The sequence below is a fragment of the Cupriavidus sp. 21MJTG02-4 genome (genome assembly GCF_057798975.1).
Map to the genome: position 1 here is coordinate 1 of NZ_JBYOJP010000045.1, position 4,055 is coordinate 4,055.

4 protein-coding genes are annotated in these 4,055 nt (G+C 61.5%); 1 reads left to right on the top strand and 3 read right to left on the bottom strand.

The features are described 5' to 3' along the window. The 3 genes from AC3FKH_RS34325 to AC3FKH_RS34335 all read right to left on the bottom strand — a co-directional run. On the bottom strand, positions 1 to 351 hold a 351-nt coding region (locus AC3FKH_RS34325; protein WP_488680010.1), incomplete at its 3' end, for a 3-keto-5-aminohexanoate cleavage protein. Between the two features lie 78 nt (positions 352 to 429). Beyond that, on the bottom strand, positions 430 to 1,257 hold the full coding sequence (locus tag AC3FKH_RS34330; RefSeq protein ID WP_488680134.1) for an SDR family NAD(P)-dependent oxidoreductase: 828 nt from the start codon (positions 1,255 to 1,257) through the stop codon (positions 430 to 432). Positions 1,258 to 1,272: 15 nt separating this feature from the next. Further along, entirely contained in the window at positions 1,273 to 3,048 is a 1,776-nt protein-coding gene (locus AC3FKH_RS34335; RefSeq protein ID WP_488680135.1) for an NAD(P)-binding domain-containing protein, read from the bottom strand. 880 nt (positions 3,049 to 3,928) lie between these two features. Here AC3FKH_RS34335 and AC3FKH_RS34340 point away from each other — a divergent pair. Further along, positions 3,929 to 4,055, top strand: a 127-nt coding sequence (locus AC3FKH_RS34340) for an NAD(P)-binding domain-containing protein (protein WP_488680117.1), incomplete at its 3' end; no start/stop codon positions are given.

Below are 4,055 nucleotides of genomic sequence, written 5' to 3' on the forward strand. Positions count from 1 at the left end.
GAGCACATGTTCCATGCGCTCCTCGGGCGTCGCCATCCCGGCGATCGCGTTGCGATTGGGATCGACAGCGTCAGGAACATAGCGGCCGCCGGCCCCTGTCGTCAGGTTGATCAGCACGTCGCTGCCTGTATCCCGAATACGGCGCACGACATCGCGATAGAGTGCCAGCTCGCGGCTCGGCTTTCCAGTCTGCGGATCCCGGACATGGATATGCACGATGGCAGCGCCGGCGGCGCGCGCGGCCAGCGCCTCGTTGGCGATCTGCTCCGGCGTGACAGGCACGTGCGGGCTGATTCCGGTCGTGTCGCCCCCGCCCGTGAGGGCGCAAGAAATGATCACAGGCCTGCTCATTCAGTGTCTCCTACTCTTGTTGTCATTGCATGGCGTGACGGCTGCCGACGCGGCACCCGCGCGCCAGCAGCTCCGGCATCAACCGCCGGGCCGCGCCGCGGTCATCCCGCCATCCACCACCAACTCTGTCGCCGTGATATAGCGAGCCTCGTCGCTGGCGAGAAATAACACCGCATTCGCTACGTCCCACGCGTCGCCCATGCGCCCAATCGGCACGCTCGCATTGCGTTTGGCGACGAGTTGTTGAGCGTCTGCCGCGCCGAGCTGACTGACTAGGCGGTGCTCCACGAGCGGCGTATGCATGAGCCCCGGCACCACGGTATTGACCCGGATGCCTTTTTTGACATAAGCAATGGCCGTGGAACGGCCGAACGCGTTCACACCGGCTTTCGATGCTGCATACGCGGCATTGACACGTCCGCCGACCTGAAAGCTCATGCAACCAATACTCGAGACGTTCACGATCGCGCCGCCTTTGCCCTCAGTTGCAAACTGTCGCTCCATCACGGGCAGCACGTGCTTGCATCCAAGGAAGGTGGTCTTGAGGTTCAGATCCATCTGAGCGTCCCAGACTTCCTCGGTCATCGCGACGGGATCACCTGGCGCACTGCCACCCACGTTGTTGACCAGGATGTCGATACGGCCGAAGTGGGAGAGGCACGCCTCGACGGCAGCTTTCACCGATTCGCTGTCGGTCATGTTGCAGGTCCGGGCGACCCACTGCTTATGCCCCTCCTGCTCCATGACAGCGGTAGTGCCGTAGAGCGCGCTGTCGCTAACATCCACCCCGAACACCTTCGCTCCCTGCCGGGCCATGAGTACCGCAGTCGCCTTGCCATTGCCCCAGCCCTCGCCCACGGAGCCCGCTCCGGCGACGAACGCCACCTTGCCTGTCAAATCAAGCATTCAGCGCTCCGGTTCTTAAGAGATCAGGCCTGCTTCGCGCGCCTTGATCTGCAGCGCGACGTAGTGCGAGTAGATACGAGCATGCGCGAAGCCACCACCCATGAACCACAGGCCTTGCTGGGGCGTCGGCTTGAACATGTTCGCCAGTTCCCCATCGGCGTCGAGCCCCCAGATCTGTCCCACCCTGTCCGCAATCTCATCGCCGAGGATCTCACGGACCACTTCCTGCTGATTTTGGTAACCTGTAGCAGTGACCAGCAGATCGGCTTTCTCGACGCGGCCGTCCTTCATCAGCGCGCCGTCTGCGACGAAGCGCTCGATGTCTTCGTATTGCAGCAGACCCACCTTACCGTTGATGATCAGGTCCGAACAGCCGCAATTGAGGTAGTAGCCCCCGAAACGCCTGCGCAGCTTCATCTGATGGCCGGTGCCGTCCTCGCCCATGTCCAGTTTCATCCCTTTTGCTTCGAGACCGGCAATCAGGTCCTTATCGATCTCGAGCATGCGCTTGACTGCCATCTGGTAGCCACGCACAAGCAACGGGTAAGTGCCCGAAGCCGCTATCAGGTCACAGTCCTCCAACGGCAGGCCCTCATCGTAGTAGAGCGAATGGTTGATGCCAGCCGCCTTAACGCTGACGACAGTAATCGAACCCCGCTGGATCAGCTTGACGTTGGCGCCGTTGGCTTCGAGGTCTTGAGCGATGTCATGGCCACTGGTGCCTGCACCAAGCACCAGGACGCTCTTGCCGCGCCATGCGGCACCGTCGCGATAGCCATGCGTGTGAACCACCTCGCCCTTGAAGTCTTCGAGCCCCGGCGCCCTAGCAGGCTTTGGGGCCCCGACGATTCCGTTTGCAAAGACAAGATGTCGCGGGCGCAGCACTCGCTCGGAGCCATCGTCACGACGCACCCGCGCAAGCCAGTGACCACCGGATTCATCGTATGAGCCTTCGAGGAATGTCGTGCCGCTCCAGACGTTGCACTCCATTGCCCCCGCATAGGCCTCAAGCCAGTTTCCCAGCATGTCCTTCGGAAGATACTTCGGCCAGCTTGGCGGGAAAGACATGTAGGCCAGGTGGTTGAGCGCAAGCTGATTGTGCAAAGCCAGAGAGTGATATCGCTCGCGCCAGACATCACCGACACGCGGCAGCTTGTCCACCACCAGCGCGTCCACACCCATCAACCTCAGCCGCGCCGCTACACTCAGGCCCGCCTGGCCAGCCCCGACGATCAGGACCGCTGGCTCGCGATCGGAGAACGCCTGTTCCCTCGCGCGCCGATCCGCCCAATTCTCGCCGCCAAAATTGCGTGAATAGGCCGAGCCGCCAGGGCGTCGCTCATAGACCGGCTCCTCGTGGCCCTTCAGTTCATCGAGGGAAGTCATGATCACCCAGGCCTTGTAAGGCTCGGCCGCCAGGAGGCGAACCACACCATGCCCGCGTCCGTCCTTCGTCTCGAACGCAAAGATGGCTTCGATGACCTCAGTACCGGTGCGCTTGACTCGGCGCGGCGCGGTGCGCCCCTTCGCGATTCCGAAGTGCTGCGCCTGGATCCGGGTCTGGACCTCGACCAGCCTGTTCACGATCGCCGTCTTACCGGAGTGAGGCGTGATGTTCCAGGTGAAGGCCAGCAGGTCACGCCAGTGACAATCCTCGGCAAACAGTGACGCCAATGCGGCCCGGTCGCCTGCCTGCAGCGCCGTCTCGAATTCTTCCAGCCATTGGGCGACATACTCCGCGTCGCCGGAGTAGCCAGAACGGGCCCGGCTCATGGTCAGTTCTTCTTCCATCATCATTCCCCTGGGTCGCAGACCCCTTGCACGTGACATGAAACTTGATGGGATGAATTCTATGGAGCGGCTGTATGCCTGAATAGGCGGTCTGGTGGCAAGGATCCTTGCTGCCAGAGCAAAAGTCTGAGGAGAGGTTCGGCACGCGTCATGGACGGCCCGCTAACCAGTTTGATCGCGAAGCGCCCCCACTCTGCTCAATGACGGCTCGTCACGGGCAACGGTTGGACGATCTGGATCGGAGTCTCTGGGGTTGCCATGATCGGGGCCGAACATCAACATGTCACTTGCTGGCACTTTCCTGCATGATGAGTGTCTCGTTCGCCCTCCTGATCGTGCTGTTTCGCGGCGTGGAGACCTTGGCCGAGGGCGGCGCTCCACCGTCCTCAAGCGCCGATACATTGCGCGAGCCCACCATCGGCTCTGCCAGGGGCCGAAGACCAATACATTGAGTGACCCACATCTATCTGCGGTAGATTGGGAGCGAGCGCATGTTGCTTTTGCCTTCGCCCAGCGTCTCGCAAGAGAACGCAACCTTGCCAACCAGCGCGAAGCTCCTTATCGCCGGCACGGCTTGTGTGAGTCCGGCTGCAGCTCGTATATTCAGTCCGCCTGCACGGCGCCTTCGCAAGTTCAGTGCCACTGGACGCGCGCGATCTCCTGCGCACACAGGGTCAGACGGTGAGAGCAAGCGGGATGCGTTTGGATAAACACATACGGCGAAGCCGACGCAGTAAATACGTTCGGCGGCTAGAACAGGTCGTGCTGCGATGCAAGTTTGGCGCGGAGTGGATTGATACCTACTCACACGTGGAAGCGGACTGGCCCGCCTCTGAGCGACGGCGCACATGGAACATAAGATACCTCTAAGGAGTAGACAATGAAGGTTGGATTCATCGGTCTGGGAAAGATGGGCCAGGGTATGGCGCGCAACCTGCTCAAAGCAGGGGTGCAGCTCGTGGTTTTCGACGTGAATCCCGCGGCCGCCCAACCGCTGATCGATGAAG